Source organism: Flagellimonas nanhaiensis (assembly GCF_003382275.1).
In the GTDB taxonomy this organism is placed as follows: Bacteria; Bacteroidota; Bacteroidia; order Flavobacteriales; family Flavobacteriaceae; genus Flagellimonas; species Flagellimonas nanhaiensis.
Window position 1 is genome coordinate 1 of sequence record NZ_QTJX01000008.1, and the last position, 17,917, is coordinate 17,917.

Consider the following 17,917-nt stretch of genomic DNA (forward strand, 5'->3'; position numbering starts at 1 on the left):
AAAAAAAATTGGCCCAAATCGACCAAATTTAACCTCTGTCCAAACCCAGCCTTATCAGCTAAGCGGGTGCAAATATAGAGAGGTTTAAATGATACCACAAAACAATTTCAATAAAAAAATCAAAAAAAATGCAATGAACTAAAAATCAACTATTTAAAATGAAAAAATCGAATATCAACTACACAACGTCCTTCACTTTGACCAATATATAACTGACATTTAATCGATTATAGTTCTCATTAAATGAAATCCACACACTGTTGTAAGCATCAGCTCAAGGTAGTATCTTTGCCAACTATCTTTAATATAAGGAAAACGGATGATAGAGATTACTTTGCCCGATGGTGCAGTGAAGAAGGTTTCTGAAGGCACTACTCCCATGGATATAGCAAAAAGCATCAGTGAAGGATTGGCGAGAAATGTCATTTCTGCCAAATTCAATGATACAGTTGTAGAAACTGTAACCCCTTTGACAAAAAGTGGCACGCTGGTTCTATATACGTGGAACAACGACGAGGGCAAAAAGGCTTTTTGGCACTCAACTTCGCACGTAGTGGCCCAAGCATTGGAAGAATTATACCCTGGCATTAAGCTCACCATTGGACCAGCTATTGAAAATGGTTTTTATTACGATGTGGATTTTATGGACCATACCATATCAGAAAAGGATTTTCCGAAAATTGAAAAGAGAGCTCTCGAAATAGCTAGAGGCAAGCATGATTTTATGATGAGGGCTGTCTCAAAAGCCGATGCACTGGATTTATACAAGAAGCAAAACAATGAATACAAAGTAGAGCTCATTGAAAATCTTGAAGATGGCTCCATAACTTTCTGTGACCACAGTACTTTTACCGACCTCTGTAGGGGTGGTCACATTCCCAACACAGGAATTGTCAAGGCCATTAAGGTTCTAAGTGTTGCGGGAGCTTATTGGAGAGGAGATGAGAACAACAAGCAACTGACCCGCGTCTATGGCATCTCATTTCCAAAGCAAAAAGAACTTACTGAATATCTTGAGCTACTGGAAGAAGCCAAAAAAAGAGATCACAGAAAACTGGGAAAAGAACTGGAGCTGTTCACTTTTTCCAAAAAAGTTGGACAAGGCTTGCCCTTGTGGCTTCCAAAAGGCGCCGCACTTAGAGAAAGATTGGAAGATTTCTTAAAGAAGGCCCAGAAGAAGGCAGGCTATGAAATGGTGGTAACGCCACATATTGGACAGAAAGAGCTTTATGTTACTTCAGGGCATTACGCCAAATACGGAGAAGACAGTTTTCAACCTATTCATACTCCAAAAGAAGATGAAGAGTTTTTGCTAAAGCCAATGAATTGTCCACATCATTGCGAAATCTATAACAGCACACCTTTCAGTTATAAGGACCTTCCAAAACGTTATGCGGAATTTGGTACTGTATATAGGTATGAGCAAAGTGGTGAACTTCATGGACTAACACGAGTTAGAGGTTTCACTCAAGATGATGCACATATTTTCTGTACTACCGAGCAGCTAAATGAAGAATTCAAAAACGTAATAGATCTTTCCTTATATGTATTGAATTCTTTGGGGTTTGATGATTTCACTGCCCAGGTTTCCGTTCGCGACCTAGAAAAACCAGAAAAGTATATCGGTGATGCAAAGGATTGGGAAAAGGCAGAGCAAGCCATAATCAATGCAGCCGAGGAAAAAGGACTAAACTATGTGGTTGAAAGTGGCGAAGCGGCTTTTTATGGTCCAAAACTGGACTTCATGATAAAAGACGCCCTAGGAAGAAATTGGCAATTGGGTACAATACAAGTGGACTACAACCTTCCTAAGCGTTTTGACCTTACCTATAAAGGCAGTGACAATGAACTCCATAGACCTGTTATGATACACAGGGCACCCTTTGGGAGCATGGAACGTTTTGTTGCCTTATTATTGGAACATACTGGCGGAAACTTCCCTCTGTGGCTCATTCCAACACAGGCTATGATATTGCCTGTCAGTGAGAAACATGAAAAATATGCGGAAAAAGTTTTGAATTCTTTGGAAAATCACGAAATTCGCGCGCTCATTGATAATAGGAATGAAACGGTTGGGAAAAAAATCCGTGAGGCTGAGCTTAAGAAAATCCCGTTCATGCTGATTGTTGGAGAACAAGAGGAAAATTCTGAAACTATATCCGTAAGAAGACACGGAGGTGAAGATTTGGGAAGTTTGAGCATCGAAAAATTTTCGGACTTGGTATCTAGTGAAATAAATAGTACCTTAAAGTCGTTCTAAAAAATTTAGTTTAATTAAAAATTGTAAGCCATAGCAATACGTAGACGATTTAGGCCCCAACCTAGAAGGGAAAATAAAAACCCCCATAAAATCAATGAAAAGATAACTGCTCCAGAAGTTAGACTTGTGGGGGATAATGTGGAAATTGGAGTATATCCTATTTCCAAAGCTTTGGAAAAAGCAAACGAACTGGAGTTGGACCTGGTTGAAATTTCACCGAAAGCCAACCCACCGGTTTGTAAGATCATTGACTATAAAAAGTTTCTTTACGAACAAAAGAAACGGGAAAAGGCCATGAAGGCCAAGGCCACAAAAGTTATCGTAAAGGAAATACGCTTTGGACCGCAGACAGACGATCATGACTATGAGTTTAAAAAACGGCACGCGGAAAAGTTCTTAAAGGACGGTGCCAAGCTCAAAGCCTATGTCTTTTTTAAAGGACGATCCATTGTCTACAAGGACCAAGGTGAAATTTTGTTGTTGAGACTTGCCCAAGATCTTGAAGAACTTGGAAAAGTTGAGCAGATGCCAAAGTTGGAGGGAAAAAGAATGACCATGTTCATTGCCCCAAAGACAAGCAAAAAATAATAATACTGAACCCAAGTTCAGCATATATAAGCGGAGATAAATACATAGGAAAATGCCTAAGATGAAAACAAAATCCAGTGCCAAAAAGCGTTTTAAGCTTACCGGTTCTGGTAAAATCAAAAGAAAGCACGCTTTTAAGAGTCATATCTTGACCAAAAAGTCAAAAAAGCGTAAGCTAAAGCTAACGCATTCCACTCTAGTTCATGAGTCGGATGTAAACAGCATCAAAGAGCAATTACGATTAAAATAATTACTCTTTATTCGGTACATTAATTATTAACCCTGGAGTTAGGCCCTCAAAAGTTCTTGAATAAATTCAAGACGCCTACTACAAAAAAATGAAAAATTATGCCAAGATCAGTTAATTCAGTTGCTTCACGAGCTAGAAGAAAAAAAGTGATGAAGCAGGCCAAAGGTTACTTTGGAAGACGTAAAAACGTTTGGACAGTAGCCAAAAATGCGGTAGAAAAAGCAATGCTTTATGCTTATCGCGATAGAAGAAACAAAAAACGTAATTTCCGAGCTCTTTGGATCACCCGTATAAATGCAGGTGCCAGAATGCACGGAATGTCATATTCTCAGTTTATGGGAAAGGTGAAAGCCAATGGAATAGAGCTTAATAGAAAAGTTCTTGCAGATTTGGCCATGAACCATCCTGATGCCTTCAAGGCAATAATTGAGAAAGTGAAATAAGAATTTGTATAAACTTACCCCGCTTATTTAAATCCCGCTCCATGGAGCGGGATTTTTGTATTTTAGAATGATGGTCAAACTAACGTTAACATCCATACTTATCATAAATACATGGTTTTCCTGTGCCCAGGATAGTATTGCTTTTTTGGCTTTGGGAGATAGCTACACCGCAGGAACAAGTGTTCAAAAAACACATAGTTGGCCTTTTCAACTTGTACAGATTCTTAACAAAAGAAAAGTTCCAACCAACAGTCCAACCATTGTAGCCCAACCTGGATGGACCACTACCGACCTTATGCAAAATCTTGCACCAAAACTAAACCCCTCTTATGATCTGGTCTCATTACTAATTGGCGTAAACAATCAATATAAAGGAAAATCACTTGATTTATTTAAAAAAGAGTTTCCGGAACTCTTGGACATCAGTATTAAACTGGCCAAGAACAATCCCAAAAATGTTGTTGTACTGTCCATTCCTGACTGGAGTGTTACCCCTTTTGCACGTTTTAAGGACAAGAAAAAAATAGTAGCAGAGCTAAAAACATATAATGAGATAATTGAAACGGAATGTAAGCTTCGTGGAGTAAATTTCGTGGAAATCACCAAAATGTCCAGAAGTGCCCTTGTAAATCCAGCCCTAATTGCCTCAGATAGTTTGCACCCCTCCAAAAAGATGTATAAAGTCTGGGCCAAAAAAGTCAGTAAGCAGGTTTTTTAGAGATTCTTTTTCAAAAAGAAATCATCCGTGACCATAAGCCGTCAGTACCAATTTACGACCAGAAGCATGGTCTCTATGTTCCCCCAAATAAATTCCCTGCCAAACCCCTAAGTTCAATCGGCCATCCGTAATGGGAATCTGTACAGATGCTCCCATCAATGAAGTTTTGATATGCGCGGGCATGTCATCCGGTCCTTCATAAGTGTGAATATAATATGGAGCGTTCTCCGGCACCATTTTATTCATATGACTTTCAAAATCTGTTCTAACGGTTGGGTCGGCATTTTCATTGATGGTCAAACTGGCAGAAGTATGCTTTATGAATACCTGCAGCATTCCCACCTCAATTTTACGTATTTCCGGGATTGCTTTTAAAATCAAATCCGTTACCAAATGGAACCCACGTGGGAAAGGTCTTAACTGTACTTCTTTCTGATAAAAATCCATAGACTTGAATCGGCCTTGCTAAATTAATACAAACTTTACGGTGACAGGGACATTATGTTTCGAGATAACAAATAACTTTGCGGTTTAACTCTTGAAGATGGATTTATCCCAAATTAAAATGGTGGTTACCGATATGGATGGTACCCTACTGAATTCAAACCACGAAGTAAGTGACCTATTCTATGAATTGTTTGAAGGTTTAAAATCAAAAGGCATTCTTTTTGCTGCGGCCAGTGGAAGACAATACCATAGTATGCTTCACAAATTGGACGCCATTAAAAATGATATCATTTTTATTGCCGAAAATGGAGCGTTGGTCAAAAAAGGCAATGAAGAGATTTCATCCACGCCTTTGGACCGGGATGTTTTAGATCAACTTCTGGGCATTGTTGATAGCATTGATAATGCACATGCGATGCTCTGTGGCAAGTACACCTCATACTTTGATGGCAATTCCTTGAAGTTTTTAGATCAACTGAAAGAATATTATTCAGCATACGAAATTGTGGATGACTATAATAAGGTATCGGATGAGATAGTGAAAATTGCGGTATACCATGAAACCAATGCCGAAAATTATATTTACCCCAAAGTCTCACATTTAGAAGAAAAAATTAAAGTAAAAGTCTCTGGATTAAATTGGGTGGATTTAAACCATGTGCACGCACATAAAGGCAATGCACTCCAAACAGTCATGGAACAACATAACATAAAACCAAGTGAACTTTTAGTCTTTGGTGATTATAACAATGACCTTGAAATGTTGCAGCTTGCCGACTACAGTTTTGCCATGGCCAATGCCCACCCCAATGTTAAAAAAGTGGCAAAGTTTGAAACTAGCAGCAACAATGATTTTGGCGTAGAAAGAATACTGGAAAAATTGATCTAGGTTTTTTGTTTTTTCTTCCTAGCGGCCGGAAACAATACATTATTTAAAATAAGACGATAACCGGGAGATGTTGGGTGCAGCTCCAGTTCGGTTTTTGGGTCCCCCACCCTATGTTGGTAGTCCTCTGGGTCATGTCCACCATAAAAGGTAAAAAAGCCCTTTCCTTTTATACCATGAATGTATCTGGCTTCGCCATTTATCTTGTTTTCACCTAATACCAAAACGGTTGGCTTAACCTGACTTCTGGTAAAGGAAGTGGTCTGTCCCATAAAACCTTTGACCAATGAGGTATGGTTTTGGGTAAGCATAGTGGGTACTGGGTCCCATTTTGCAGAAAACTCCATAAGGGAGAAATAATCGGATTCCTTTGGAACATTACTGCGTTTGTTGGTCATATCAATGGATGAAAACTCATATCGCAACGGATTCCGTTCCAACATAAAATTTGTAAATGCAAAAGTATTGGAGAAATCCAGCTTCCCCTGATAATTGGCTTCTGAAGGATCCCCATCGAACATAGGTTCACAAATGTCTGTGTTTTCAGCTGCCAGAGCAATGTCAAAACTATCTGTAGCCGAACACATGGCAAACATAAAGCCTCCACCAATAACATAATTTCTAATCTTCAGGGCAACGGCCCTTTTCTCTTCAGAAACTTTTGAAAACCCTAGTTTTTGGGCCAAATCCTCAGCCTCTCTTTTTGCCTCGATATACCAAGGGGCAGCGCGATAGGCACCATAGAATTTACCGTATTGTCCCGTAAAATCCTCATGATGTAAGTGCAACCAATCATAGAGCACCAACTTGTCACCTAGTACCTCCTCGTCATAAACAGTTACGTACGGAATCTCCGCATAAGTCAAAACCATGGTCACTGCATCATCCCAAGGTTGGTTCCCCTTAGGGGAATAAACAGCAATCTTAGGGGCTTTTTCCAAGATTACCGCATCTTGATTTTGGGAGGGACTACTGATCTCATCCAAAATGGATTCAGCTTGTGCATCTGAAAGAACTTCAAAGGAAACTCCCCTTATCTGGCACTCTTTTCTAATATTTTCTCCATCCGGAAGAAGAAAGGAACCCCCTCTGTAGTTAAGTAACCATTGCACCTTTTGTTGTTTGGTAAGTACCCAATAGGTAATTCCATAGGCCTTAAGATGGTTTTCCTGGCCTTCGGCATCCATGGGAATCAGAATTACCGACGCCGTGGATTTCAAAAAAAATAAAAAGAAACATAAAAGGGTAAGGTTTCTGGCTTTTGCCAGAAATAGGTTTTGTAGGATTTTAGAAAGGTACGTCATTGTCGTCCGGGTCGTCATCACTGTTCATTGCACTGCCAAAAGCCTCATCTGCACTAGGCAAACTAGGGGGTGCAAAAGGATTTTCTTCGTCCGCATTCATCTTTGATTGAAATTCGAATGGGGAATCAAAGTCATCCAAGTTATCAAATTTACCCAGAGCTCCCACAAATTTTAACCTAATATTATCCAATCCACCATTCCGGTGTTTTGCTACAATGAATTCAGCTTGACCTTGGGTGGGTGTCCGTTCTTCATCATCCCACTCATCAATTTTATAGTATTCAGGTCGATAAATAAAGGAAACGATATCGGCATCTTGCTCAATAGCTCCAGATTCCCTCAAATCCGACAGAATTGGGCGCTTGCTGCCCCCACGGGTCTCCACGGCACGTGAAAGCTGCGAAAGTGCAATAACTGGGACATTAAGTTCCTTGGCCAATGCCTTAAGGTTTCTGGAAATGGTAGATATTTCCTGCTCACGGTTCCCTCCTTTCTGACTTCCTCCTGCGGTCATCAATTGCAAATAATCAATGATGATCAGCTGGATTCCATGTTGCGAAGCCAATCTTCTTGCTTTTGCCCGCAAATCAAAGATGGAAAGTGATGGGGTATCGTCAATGAACAAAGGAGCCTTTTCCAAGGATTTTACCTTAACGTTCAGTTGTTCCCACTCGTGTTTTTCCAAGCGACCTGTTCGGAGTTTTTCAGAAGATAGACCTGTTTCTGACGAAATCAATCGAGTAATCAACTGTACAGATGACATCTCCAAAGAAAAGAATGCCACGGGAATATCGGAATTCACAGCAATGTTCCTAGCCATAGAAAGCGTCAAAGCCGTTTTACCCATACCCGGTCTTGCAGCTACAATGATCAAGTCACTAGGTTGCCAACCTGAAGTTAGTTTATCCAACTTGTCAAATCCGGATGGAATACCACTTGTTCCTTCCTTATTGGAAATCTCCTCAATTTTCTTTTTGGCCTGAATTACCAAATCCAAAGCAGTCTCCGCAGAACGCTTAAGATTCCCTTGCGTGACCTCGTACAATTTTGCCTCAGCACTGTCCAGCAAGTCAAAAACGTCGGTAGATTCGCTATAGGCGTCCTCAATGATTTCGCTTGAAATTTTAATCAGGCTCCTCTGAATATACTTTTGAAGGATGATACGGGCATGGAACTCAATATGGGCCGAAGAGGCCACTTTTTGGGTCAATTTTATCAAATAAAAGTCCCCACCCACAGCTTCCAGCCTTCCTTCCTTCTTTAATTGGGAGGAAACGGTTAATAAATCCACTGGTTCAGAGGATTCAAACAATTTGAAGATTGCCTCGTAAATGTATCGATGTGCATCCTTGTAAAAAACATCGGGGTGCAAAATATCGATGACTTCATCCACGCCTTTTTTGTCAATCATCATGGCACCAAGCACAACTTCCTCTAAATCAACTGCTTGCGGAGGTATTTTCCCTTTTTCCAAGTTGATTAGGGTTGATTTGTCCACTCTATGTCCAACAATCGGGCTAGGCTTGTCCATAACTACGAAAGTAGGTAATTAACCTTTAGTTAACTTTAAATTTTCAGAATACGATTTCCACAGGTATTCAACAATACGAATGTTGACAACTATAAAATACCTGTTAATAACTTAAAAAAAAATGAGGATAAAACCTAATAAAAAAAAGGAGCCTCTGAAAAACAGGATTTACCCGTTGAATACGCCCATTTCGGCATATTTGTCCATACGGGTCTTGACCAATTCTTTTGGTGATAACTTTTTCAATTCCTCATAATGGGATGAAATTTTGTTACTGACGGTCTCAAAGGTCTTTTCTCTGTTTGAGTGTGCTCCCCCCATAGGTTCGCGCACAATCTCGTCCACTAGTTTTAATTTTTTCATGTCAACTGCGGTAAGCTTCAAAGCTTCTGCAGCTTGTTCTTTGTATTCCCAGCTTCTCCAAAGAATGGATGAACAAGATTCTGGAGAGATAACAGAATACCAAGTATTTTCCAACATCAATACTTTATCACCAACACCAATACCCAATGCACCACCGGAAGCTCCCTCGCCAATGATTACAACAATAATTGGAACTTTGAGTCGGGTCATTTCCAAGATATTACGGGCAATTGCCTCTCCCTGTCCTCTTTCCTCTGCTTCAATTCCAGGGTATGCCCCAGGGGTATCTATAAAACAAACAACCGGCACCCCAAACTTTTCTGCCGATTTCATCAACCTCAGGGCTTTTCTATATCCTTCTGGATTTGCCATTCCAAAGTTGCGGTATTGTCTGGTCTTGGTATTGTATCCTTTTTGCTGCCCGATGAACATGTAACTCTGGTCTCCGATTTTACCAAGTCCACCCACCATAGCTTTGTCATCTTTCACATTCCTATCTCCATGGAGTTCCAAGAAGGTGTCACCACAGATGGCATTGATGTAATCCATGGTGTACGGTCTATTGGGATGCCTGGAAAGCTGGACCCTCTGCCAGGCCGTTAGGTTTTTATAGATGCTTTTTCGGGTTTCTGCGAGCTTTTTCTCTATCTGCTGACAGGTTTCACTAACATCCACATCACTTTCCTCGCCAATGATCATACATTTTTGAAGTTGCTCTTCAAGTTCTTTGATGGGGAGTTCAAATTCTAGATATTCCATGGAAAGCTAATTTCAGAAATAAGATGGGGCAAATATATAACTTTAAAATACTCCTTCGAATGATAATTGCGATTTAACGCTTGGCCTTCATCAGCATGTATACTCCAAAGACCCCGAAAATGAGATTGGGGATAATTACAGCCAGTAAAGGAGAAAATCCAGACTGCTCCGCCAGGGTTCCAAACACTTTGTCAAAAAAGATATAGATGAATGCCACGCCTATACCGAAGGCAAGATTGAGTCCCATACCTCCCCTTCTTTTAACGGAAGATACCGCTACGGCTATTATTGTGAGAATAAATGCAGCAATAGGAAGCGCCCATCGTTTGTACTTTACCAATATATAAGTATTGATATTGGAAGCGCCCTTTCGTTGCTGGTCTTCAATAAAATCGTTCAATTCAAATAGGTTTTTCGTTTCGGCAACATATGAAACAGGTGTCAAGTCCTCTATTTTGAAGGTAAAGAGGGTATCCAATCTTCTTTTGGTCTCAATCTGCTCTACATCGTTTTTAAGCTTTCGCTTCACATAGTTGGTCAACCTGTAGATACTGTCCTTTTCAATCCATCGAATATTGGTTGCAGAAATTTTATATTCCAGTTGCTTGATGGAATCAAAATGTTCGTAGGTAAAATTATATCCAATCTTTCTGTTGGGATCAAAGCTGCTTACATATATATAATCATCTTCATTGAGCTGATTGAAAATATTATCTGTTACGCGATCCTGTCTTCCACGTTTAAAGTATTTGTACTCAAACTCATTGTACCCAATACTGGCATGCGGCACAATAAACATTCCCATCATAAAAATTAGAATGGCCACTAAAGTGGCCCCAATAAGATAGGGTCTCAAAAATCGGCTATACGAAACCCCAGAACTAAGAATGGCTATAATCTCGGTGTTACTGGCCAATTTGGAAGTAAAAAATATAATCGATAGGAAGAGAAAAATGGGAAGTAACAGATTTCCAATGACCAAGGTGAAATTCCCGTAGAAGATTATAACCTCGGACAAGGGAGCTTCGTTGTCAATGATCTTACCCACTTTCTCAGCCAAATTGGCCATGATTCCAATAGGTACAAACAGTAAAAGCATCCCTATAAAGGTGACCAGATAACGCCTGAGAATGTATTTGTCAAGAATGGTAAGCATTACAATCTTTTGTCCATTTGTTGTACCATCTGGTTCTTCCACTGTAAAAAGTCCCCTGCTAAAATACGTTCTCTAGCGGTACGTACCAACCAAAGATAGAATCCAAGATTATGGATAGTGGCAATTTGTTTGCCCAAATACTCATTGGCCGCAAAAAGATGTCGCAAGTATGCCTTGGAATACTCGGTATCCACAAAAGTGATTCCCATTTCGTCAATGGGAGAAAAATCTGCCTCCCACTTCTTATTTTTTATGTTGATGGTTCCATGGGCGGTGAACAACATCCCATTTCGTGCATTTCGGGTTGGCATCACACAGTCGAACATATCCACACCAAGGGCAATGTTCTCCAAAATATTGATTGGAGTTCCCACCCCCATCAAATATCTTGGTTTATCTTCCGGTAGGATATCGCAGACCAACTCTGCCATTTCATACATCTCTTCGGCGGGTTCACCTACGGACAGTCCTCCAATAGCATTTCCCTCTGCTCCTACTGAAGCAATATACTCTGCGGATTGTTTTCGCAAATCTTTAAAAGTCGATCCCTGAACAATAGGAAAAAAACTCTGGGAATATCCATATTTAAATGGAAGCTTTTCTAAGTGCGATATGCATCTATCCAACCACCTATGGGTCATGTGCATGGAACGTTTGGCATAGTTATAGTCGCAAGGGTAAGGTGTACATTCGTCAAAGGCCATAATAACATCCGCTCCTATGGTCCTTTGAATTTCCATCACATTTTCAGGAGTAAAGAAATGATAAGACCCATCAATGTGAGACTTAAACTTGACACCTTCTTCTTTAATCTTTCGGTTATCTGAAAGGGAATAAACCTGGTAGCCTCCACTATCCGTCAAAATATTCCGGTCCCATCCCATGAATTTGTGCAACCCACCGGACTTTTCCAAAATATCAGTACCGGGCCTTAAATACAAATGATAGGTGTTCCCTAAAATAATATCAGGATCAATTTCTTCTTTAAGCTCACGTTGATGCACTCCCTTTACCGAGGCCACAGTGCCCACAGGCATAAAAATCGGTGTCTGTATTGTGCCATGATCTGTAGTGATTTCACCTGCTCTTGCCTTGCTCGCTTTGTCCTTTTGTACTAAGGTAAACTCCAATACTTTTGTTTAAGACCGCAAATATAGCCAACTCATTTCCACAAAGCCTTAACAAAAAAATAAAGTTTGTTCGTAAAGCGTTTAGTAAAATCTTTCAACAGCACTTGGTTAGCCCATCTAATGCGGTTACTTTTGGTACCTTAAAAATCAATATAATGCCTAACATTCAAGAATTACAGGATTTAGTGACCCAAGTGCGAAGGGACATCTTACGAATGGTCCACAAGGTCAACTCAGGCCACCCGGGAGGATCCCTGGGCTGTACCGAGTTTTTTGTTGCACTCTACAATGAAATTATGGACCTTAAAAGTGGGTTTGACATGGACGGTCATGGAGAAGATTTGTTTTTCCTTTCCAATGGTCACATCTCACCTGTTTTTTACAGTGTATTGGCACGAAGAGGGTATTTTCCCATTGATGAGCTGAACACCTTTAGATTGATTGATTCCCGTCTACAAGGACACCCAACAACCCATGAAGGACTTCCAGGAATACGTGTTGCATCAGGGTCTTTAGGACAAGGTATGTCCGTGGCCATTGGAGCTGCATTGGCTAAAAAGCTGAACAATGACGATCATATTGTGTACAGTCTTCATGGAGATGGGGAGTTACAGGAAGGGCAAAATTGGGAAGCCATTATGTTTGCCGCAGGCAAAAAAGTAGACAATTTGATTGCTACGATTGACCGAAACGGCCAACAAATTGATGGAGGTACCGAAGATGTAATGCCCTTGGGCGATGTAGCCGAAAAGTTCAAAGTATTTGGATGGGATGTTCTCGAAATTGAAAACGGTAACGATTTAGAACAAGTCATTGCTGGGTTGAATGAAGCTAAAAGCAGAACTGGAAAAGGCAAACCGGTCTGTGTTGTCATGACAACCGAAATGGGGAATGGAGTGGACTTTATGATGCATACACATGCTTGGCACGGAAAAGCTCCCAGCGACGAACAGTTGGAGATTGCGCTGTCGCAAAACCCAGAAACTTTAGGTGATTATTAATTCAGAAGACTTTTAAGATGACAAAATATATAGACCAAGGGAAAAAAGATACACGTAGCGGTTACGGAGCCGGGATGACAGAACTGGGTAGGACAAACCCCAATGTTGTGTCACTTTGTGCCGATTTGATCGGTTCATTGAAAATTGATACGTTCATAGAGGAAAATCCGGAGCGCTTTTTTCAAGTAGGAATTGCCGAAGCCAACATGATGGGTATTGCAGCAGGTTTGACCATTGGAGGAAAAATTCCATTTGCCTCTACATTTGCAAATTTTGCTACAGGTCGTGTATATGACCAAATTAGACAATCTATTGCCTATTCTGGGAAAAACGTAAAAATCTGTGCTTCACATGCAGGACTCACCTTAGGTGAGGACGGGGCTACCCACCAAATCCTGGAAGATATAGGCCTAATGAAAATGCTCCCTGGCATGACGGTTATCAATCCATGTGATTTTAACCAAACCAAAGCTGCAACCATTGCCATTGCCGACCACGACGGACCTGTTTATCTCCGTTTTGGAAGGCCCAAAGTGGCCAATTTCACCCCTGTTGACCAAAAATTTGAGATTGGTAAGGCCCTAATGCTCCAAGAAGGTACCGATGTGACCATTTTAGCCACCGGGCACCTGGTATGGCAAGCATTATTGGCCGCTGAAAATCTTGAAAATCAGGGCATATCAACAGAAGTAATCAACATACACACCATAAAACCTCTGGACGATGAAGCTATTTTGGCCTCGGTAAAAAAGACAGGCTGTGTTGTTACTGCTGAAGAGCACAATCATCTTGGTGGTCTTGGTGAGAGTGTTGCCCGGGTTTTGGCAACCCATCACCCTGCTCCCCAAGAATTTGTTGCAGTACAGGATAGTTTTGGGGAAAGTGGTACTCCCTATCAACTTATGGAGAAGTACGGATTGAACAATAAAGCCATTGAAGCTGCCGTTTTAAGAGTGTTGAAGCGAAAATAGTTTTCGGCATCATCCTTGATGATCTTCAATCAATTAAAACGAAACACTTATGAAAAAAACACTTCTAGTTGTGTTAATGGCCCTTATTGGGTCCGCAGCAATGGCCCAAAGCGGCACAGGATTCGGTATTAAGGCCGGTTTGAGCTACAACAAAAATGGAGACTTGATCGGTTCCGTAAGCGATGCCACAGAAAACATCGTTGAGGGAGCCGAGGGCAAAACAGGATACCACATTGGTTTCTGGGGCAAATTGGATTTTCCGAAGGTATATATTAGACCTGAATTGGTTTTTTCAAAAACCAAAAGTACCTACAATGTTGATGGGAATTCCAACGATTACGATATCTCTAAATTGGACTTACCAGTGCTATTGGGCGTTAAAATTGTTGGTCCCTTGCATGTTTTTGCCGGACCAGCTTTTCAGTATACCTTAAATAACGATCTTGGTGACCTAGAGGTGGAAGATGTTGAAAATGATTTTACGGTTGGATTAAACGCTGGCGTTGGTGTCAATCTTGGAAAAATTGGATTGGACGTGCGCTATGAAAGAGGTTTTTCTGAAAATGAGGCACGAATCATTTCCAATAACATTACCAATATTGACGGACGGGTGGATTCTAGACCCTCCCAAATTATCTTTTCATTGTCCCTGAAATTAAATTCGAGTACCAGACCATAAAAAAAAAGGCCCGCTTAAAGCGGGCCTTTTTTATTAGTTCGTGTCAGGATCTAAATAATCTGGTGTTCCATCACCATCACTATCTGGGTATGGAAGAATTATATTGCCTTGATCATCTGTAATTTCACTTCGGGTAGAAGTTCCATCTCCATCATCATCAGGATCTCTAAAATTTGGCAATGGGCTAAATTCGTCGTCAGCATTCGTATTATCATCAAACAAATATCCATTTCCATCCACATCTTCCAAAATAGAAGGTATGCCATCCCCATCATTATCAGTATCCTTGATGAAAAGACCCAATTCTACTTTGAACAATAAACTGGAATAGGCTGGAATTGCATTCGACGGCGATTGATTAAAATAGGCCAGTCCTGAAGGCATAACCACAATGCCCATGCCTTTATCAACCACATCAAAAGTTCCATCACCATTGTCAATAATCTGGTCTGTGGTTCCCGCAGTGAGTTGGGCAATTCCGTTGGAATACCCTCTTAGAGTAAAGGGATTTTCCTGCCATAGAAAAGTAGGACTCTCATCAAATAGGGATCCATCCAGCAGGGAACCTTGAAATTTCACAAAAACGGAGTCGGCCACTGTTGGGCTTTCTCCTTGCCCTTCAAGTACCTCAATAAAATAATAGGTATGTGCAATATCGTTTTCTTCTTCAGACAACCCAAAATGACTTGAGGATACATCGATAGTAAACGCTTGCGCATCCTCCATCATAGGCCTCTTATCGGCATTATCACCGGATATGGTATCTATTTTTATTTTGAAGTCAAAACCTACAGGTGGTGTCTCAAAATCTTCATAATTATAAAAATGAGTCTGTAGAAACTCCCTGATTTCCTGTTCATCCTCTTCAACTTGTTCGGCCAACAATCTTGGGGGAACACTGATTACATCAGGTCCTCCATCATCATTATTGCAAGAGGACAATAATAGTATAATAGATAAAAAAGCTAGGATTCCGTACTTCATCAAGTATATTATTTAGCTGCGCAAGATACAATTTTCCGTTATTTTTGCTTGTTGCATTAACAAAGATTTGAGTCCATTATGCGCATAGATAAGTTCCTTTGGTGTACTAGATACTTTAAAACTAGAAACGTTGCCACAAATGCTGTTAAAAATGGACATGTTCGCATCAATGGTAATGTGGTAAAACCTTCTAGGGAAGTTTATCCCATGGACGAAATCATCCTCAGGAAAAACCAAATAGACTATCAACTTACTGTAATGGACATCCCTAAAAGCAGGGTTGGTGCCAAACTGGTGGATCTCTACCGAAAAGACACTACACCCAAAGAGGCCTTTGAGCACAATGAGCTGCAAAAATATGCCAAGAGCCACTATAGAAAAAAAGGACTTGGACGACCTACCAAAAAGGACCGAAGAGATATAGACGATTATTTGGATGAATCTGAATGATGTGTTTTATATCTTTGATAATATATTCAACGTAAATGGTGAATCAAATTCTGACCCACGATCAAATCCAGCACATTGCCAAACGAATTGCTTATCAAATTTGTGAGGCCAATGTAAACCAAAAGGAAATTATAATAGCCGGTATTGAAGGGGGAGGGATACATTTTGCGAAGAAAATAGTAGCTGTGCTAAAGAAAATTGCTGAGGCCAAGCTTGTTCTTTGTAAAATAAGCATGGACAAAAAGAACCCTTTAAAAAGTGGAGTGGAAACCTCCATTCCTGAAGAGGAATACAAAAACAAGTCCATTGTCATCATAGATGACGTACTCAACTCAGGTACCACTCTTATTTACGGGGTACATCATTTTCTTAAAACACCCATTAAACAACTGCGAACTGCCGTATTGGTCAATCGAAACCACAAAAAATATCCTATCAAAGCAGATTATAAGGGAATTTCATTGTCCACTTCTTTGAATGAGCATATACGGGTAGAATTTGAGCCAAAAAACAATGCTGTCTATTTAGACTAATAACTTCTTTACTTCCGAAACCACGGTATCCAAATCTTTGCCATCGCCACTTATCGTATGTTTTGCTTTGGCATAGAACCCTCTTCTTTCAAACAAATGTTTCCCCACAAACTCGGCCAGGTCTTTCGCTTCTATATCGCTTACTAAGGGTCTTTGATCCTTTTCATTCGCAATACGGTCTACCAAACCTGAGACCGAAAGCTGTAAGTAAACGGAATGATCTGAGTTATTTAGAATAGTATCCATATTGACCCCATAGCAGGGAGTACCCCCACCTGTGGACAAAATCAAGCTGCTATGTTCCTCCAATACTTTCTGTAGCATCTGATGTTCCAACTTTCTAAAGAAAAGCTCTCCTTTTTCCGAAAAAATCTTGCTGATGGTCATCTTTTGTTGTTCTTCAATATATTCGTCTAAATCAACAAAAGGAATCTCTAATTGTTTGGATAACAACTTCCCAACAGAAGACTTTCCACTTGCCATGTAACCTATCAAAACTACCTTCATTCTTCAGATTTAAATGCGATTTCAAAAAAACACAAATTTATCATTAATTCATCTTGTAAAATAGATTATTGATGTTATATTTGCACCCGCTTAACGCAACAGAACGTTGCAAAAGCATGACCTGATAGCTCAGTTGGTAGAGCATCTCCCTTTTAAGGAGAGGGTCCTGGGTTCGAGCCCCAGTCAGGTCACAACAATACCGAAAAGCACATAAAATCTGGAAGAATAGTTCTTCCAGATTTTTTTTTGCGTAGAGTTTTCTTCAATTTCTTAATTCATTCGCAGTGGCCTTCACATCAACTTATGGTCACTCACATCATATTTCCATCAAGTTTTGCAGGTAATCAGGTAATTAGTATATGCCGCCCTGTTCTTCCTAATTAGTTAGCACAGAAATAATTCCATTTGTATCAATATTACAGGCTATCCATGAAAAATCACTTGAGACCACTATCCTCCCAAAACAACTCTAGAAATCGATTTTATATTCTTCTATTTTTTCTTCAACTAGGCGTATGGAATGTGAATGCGCAGGAAAAGACCCGTTCAGAAATTGCCCTAGAATATATCAATGCCTACTATGCCCAGGATTCAGCATTATATTCTATCCATATGCAGGATTCAATTAGATGGTCCGATCCCACATCAAAGGAGATTGGCACAGCAATAACGGAGGTGAAAGGAAAGCAGGCTGTACTTTCACATTTATCAAATATTTCAAGGGATATAGTCTCTATGGATTTTAAAATGGATAACTCCTTCTTTTCTGATATCTACGCAATTTTTGAAGGTTTTCTCAATTATTCCTGGCAAGATTTTCAAACCAAGAAAATCTATCATTTCAATATAAGAACAGTGATGGTGCTTAAATTCGATGGTAAAAAGATTGTGGAACATATCGACTATGCAGATTTTAAAGCATTAAAAAAACAATTTGGTGCCCAACGCTGATACTAT

The 17,917-nt window shown here is 40.1% G+C and carries 20 protein-coding genes and 1 tRNA gene; 13 read left to right on the forward strand and 8 right to left on the reverse strand.

Translation table 11 applies throughout. From position 1 onward, the window contains the following. The first annotated feature begins 319 nt into the window (after positions 1–319). From thrS to DX873_RS17945, 5 genes are all read left to right on the forward strand, one after another. Positions 320–2,260 (forward strand): threonine--tRNA ligase, encoded by a 1,941-nt coding sequence (gene thrS / locus DX873_RS17925; RefSeq protein ID WP_116185878.1) that lies wholly within the window; start codon positions 320–322, stop codon positions 2,258–2,260. A gap of 30 nt (positions 2,261–2,290) precedes the next feature. Beyond that, entirely contained in the window at positions 2,291–2,848 is a 558-nt protein-coding gene (gene infC / locus DX873_RS17930) for a translation initiation factor IF-3 (protein WP_116185879.1), read from the forward strand. 52 nt (positions 2,849–2,900) lie between these two features. Continuing rightward, positions 2,901–3,098 (forward strand): 50S ribosomal protein L35, encoded by a 198-nt coding sequence (gene rpmI / locus DX873_RS17935; RefSeq protein WP_073181711.1) that lies wholly within the window; start codon positions 2,901–2,903, stop codon positions 3,096–3,098. A 98-nt stretch (positions 3,099–3,196) separates the two neighbouring features. Then, a complete protein-coding gene (gene rplT, locus DX873_RS17940) occupies positions 3,197–3,541 on the forward strand; it encodes a 50S ribosomal protein L20 (RefSeq protein ID WP_116185880.1) in 345 nt (114 codons plus the stop codon). Between the two features lie 67 nt (positions 3,542–3,608). Then, entirely contained in the window at positions 3,609–4,259 is a 651-nt protein-coding gene (locus DX873_RS17945; protein WP_116185881.1) for an SGNH/GDSL hydrolase family protein, read from the forward strand. Positions 4,260–4,280: 21 nt separating this feature from the next. Here DX873_RS17945 and DX873_RS17950 read toward each other — a convergent pair whose 3' ends face one another. Continuing rightward, positions 4,281–4,706, reverse strand: a complete 426-nt coding sequence (locus tag DX873_RS17950) for a secondary thiamine-phosphate synthase enzyme YjbQ (protein WP_116185882.1) — start codon at positions 4,704–4,706, stop codon at positions 4,281–4,283. A gap of 97 nt (positions 4,707–4,803) precedes the next feature. On the opposite strand from DX873_RS17950, the gene DX873_RS17955 reads away from it, so the two are divergent. Continuing rightward, the gene (locus DX873_RS17955) at positions 4,804–5,595 is read left to right on the forward strand and encodes an HAD family hydrolase (RefSeq protein ID WP_116185883.1); all 792 of its coding nucleotides are present in this window, start codon (positions 4,804–4,806) and stop codon (positions 5,593–5,595) included. Here the strand turns inward: DX873_RS17955 and DX873_RS17960 are convergent. The 5 genes from DX873_RS17960 to tgt form a co-directional block, all read right to left on the reverse strand. Beyond that, positions 5,592–6,896 carry an asparagine synthetase B gene (locus tag DX873_RS17960; protein ID WP_116185884.1) on the reverse strand — a complete coding sequence of 435 codons (1,305 nt, stop codon included), beginning with the start codon at positions 6,894–6,896 and terminating at the stop codon, positions 5,592–5,594. The two genes, DX873_RS17955 and DX873_RS17960, sit on opposite strands and share 4 nt — an antisense overlap. Continuing rightward, the gene (gene dnaB / locus DX873_RS17965; protein WP_116185885.1) at positions 6,880–8,427 is read right to left on the reverse strand and encodes a replicative DNA helicase; all 1,548 of its coding nucleotides are present in this window, start codon (positions 8,425–8,427) and stop codon (positions 6,880–6,882) included. Before dnaB ends, DX873_RS17960 begins: the two co-directional genes overlap by 17 nt. A gap of 168 nt (positions 8,428–8,595) precedes the next feature. Then, entirely contained in the window at positions 8,596–9,549 is a 954-nt protein-coding gene (locus DX873_RS17970; RefSeq protein ID WP_116185886.1) for an acetyl-CoA carboxylase carboxyltransferase subunit alpha, read from the reverse strand. Positions 9,550–9,622: 73 nt separating this feature from the next. Continuing rightward, on the reverse strand, positions 9,623–10,705 hold the full coding sequence (locus DX873_RS17975) for an LptF/LptG family permease (protein WP_116185951.1): 1,083 nt from the start codon (positions 10,703–10,705) through the stop codon (positions 9,623–9,625). Then, a complete protein-coding gene (tgt, locus tag DX873_RS17980) occupies positions 10,705–11,835 on the reverse strand; it encodes a tRNA guanosine(34) transglycosylase Tgt (protein WP_116185887.1) in 1,131 nt (376 codons plus the stop codon). The genes DX873_RS17975 and tgt overlap by 1 nt, the downstream gene beginning before the upstream one ends. A 155-nt stretch (positions 11,836–11,990) precedes the next feature. Here tgt and DX873_RS17985 point away from each other — a divergent pair, with 155 nt between their 5' ends. The 3 genes from DX873_RS17985 to DX873_RS17995 are packed head-to-tail and all read left to right on the forward strand — an operon-like array spanning position 11,991 to position 14,486. Continuing rightward, positions 11,991–12,836 (forward strand): transketolase, encoded by an 846-nt coding sequence (locus DX873_RS17985; RefSeq protein WP_116185952.1) that lies wholly within the window; start codon positions 11,991–11,993, stop codon positions 12,834–12,836. 17 nt (positions 12,837–12,853) lie between these two features. Continuing rightward, on the forward strand, positions 12,854–13,807 hold the full coding sequence (locus DX873_RS17990) for a transketolase family protein (RefSeq protein ID WP_116185888.1): 954 nt from the start codon (positions 12,854–12,856) through the stop codon (positions 13,805–13,807). Between the two features lie 49 nt (positions 13,808–13,856). Then, positions 13,857–14,486: an outer membrane beta-barrel protein gene (locus DX873_RS17995; RefSeq protein WP_116185889.1), complete on the forward strand. Its 630-nt coding sequence runs from the start codon at positions 13,857–13,859 to the stop codon at positions 14,484–14,486. Between the two features lie 33 nt (positions 14,487–14,519). Here DX873_RS17995 and DX873_RS18000 read toward each other — a convergent pair whose 3' ends face one another. Then, entirely contained in the window at positions 14,520–15,470 is a 951-nt protein-coding gene (locus DX873_RS18000) for an FKBP-type peptidyl-prolyl cis-trans isomerase (protein ID WP_147296693.1), read from the reverse strand. A 78-nt stretch (positions 15,471–15,548) separates the two neighbouring features. On the opposite strand from DX873_RS18000, the gene DX873_RS18005 reads away from it, so the two are divergent. Both DX873_RS18005 and DX873_RS18010 read left to right on the forward strand, forming a co-directional pair. After that, positions 15,549–15,920 (forward strand): RNA-binding S4 domain-containing protein, encoded by a 372-nt coding sequence (locus DX873_RS18005; RefSeq protein ID WP_116185891.1) that lies wholly within the window; start codon positions 15,549–15,551, stop codon positions 15,918–15,920. 35 nt (positions 15,921–15,955) lie between these two features. Then, positions 15,956–16,453, forward strand: a complete 498-nt coding sequence (locus DX873_RS18010) for a phosphoribosyltransferase family protein (protein ID WP_116185892.1) — start codon at positions 15,956–15,958, stop codon at positions 16,451–16,453. Here the strand turns inward: DX873_RS18010 and DX873_RS18015 are convergent. Beyond that, the gene (locus DX873_RS18015; protein ID WP_116185893.1) at positions 16,445–16,960 is read right to left on the reverse strand and encodes a shikimate kinase; all 516 of its coding nucleotides are present in this window, start codon (positions 16,958–16,960) and stop codon (positions 16,445–16,447) included. The two genes, DX873_RS18010 and DX873_RS18015, sit on opposite strands and share 9 nt — an antisense overlap. Before the next feature lie 118 nt (positions 16,961–17,078). Between DX873_RS18015 and DX873_RS18020 the strand changes: the two genes are divergently transcribed. Both DX873_RS18020 and DX873_RS18025 read left to right on the forward strand, forming a co-directional pair. Then, positions 17,079–17,151 (forward strand) — tRNA-Lys (locus DX873_RS18020). Between the two features lie 238 nt (positions 17,152–17,389). Further along, positions 17,390–17,911 (forward strand): nuclear transport factor 2 family protein, encoded by a 522-nt coding sequence (locus DX873_RS18025; RefSeq protein WP_116185894.1) that lies wholly within the window; start codon positions 17,390–17,392, stop codon positions 17,909–17,911. Positions 17,912–17,917 lie beyond the last annotated feature (6 nt).